The sequence below is a fragment of the Modestobacter lapidis genome (assembly GCF_054780755.1).
This window is the reverse complement of the sequence record NZ_BAAGVS010000074.1, coordinates 1-542: the sequence shown is the minus strand read 5'-3', so window position 1 is coordinate 542 and position 542 is coordinate 1. Positions and strand designations below refer to the sequence as shown.

Annotated in this window: 1 protein-coding gene; it reads left to right on the top strand. The window is 36.5% G+C overall.

The window, feature by feature from the left end:
- Positions 1 to 542 (top strand): ribonuclease H family protein (locus tag ACYVG5_RS21480; RefSeq protein WP_460683541.1); only part of this gene is annotated, 542 nt, incomplete at both ends.

Below are 542 nucleotides of genomic sequence, written 5' to 3'. Positions count from 1 at the left end.
ATGCATGCCCATTTCTTTCATGTTAAAAAAGTATTGGAAATTCTCACAAAAGCCAATTTAAGAGTTAATTTTGAAAAAACTCATTTGGCCAAATCAGCAGTCTATCTGCTTGGTTACTCAATTTCGGCTGTTGGAAAGAAAATAGACAGTCGAAAGGTCACGAATATTCACGAATGGCCACGTCCAATTACTCAAAAGCAAGTTCAAAGCTTTCTTGGTTTCGTAAATTACTTTAGGATACACACACCTAATGCAGCTTTATTAATGGCTCCTCTTGATGCCTTACGCTGTCATGATGAAAAAGGAAACGGTCCTTTTGAATGGACAAAGACTCATCAGATGCACTTTGATAGCATTAAACATATATTGTCTTCTGATTTGACACTGTCGCATCCAGACCTATCTTATCCTTTCTGTATTGCTACAGATACATCTGACTCTAGCATTGGTTGTTGTCTTTACCAAGAATATGAGGTAACAAATACTAACAGCGAAAAGTCGAAGGTCAAAAAATACATTGGCTTTATGTCTCGTTCTTTATC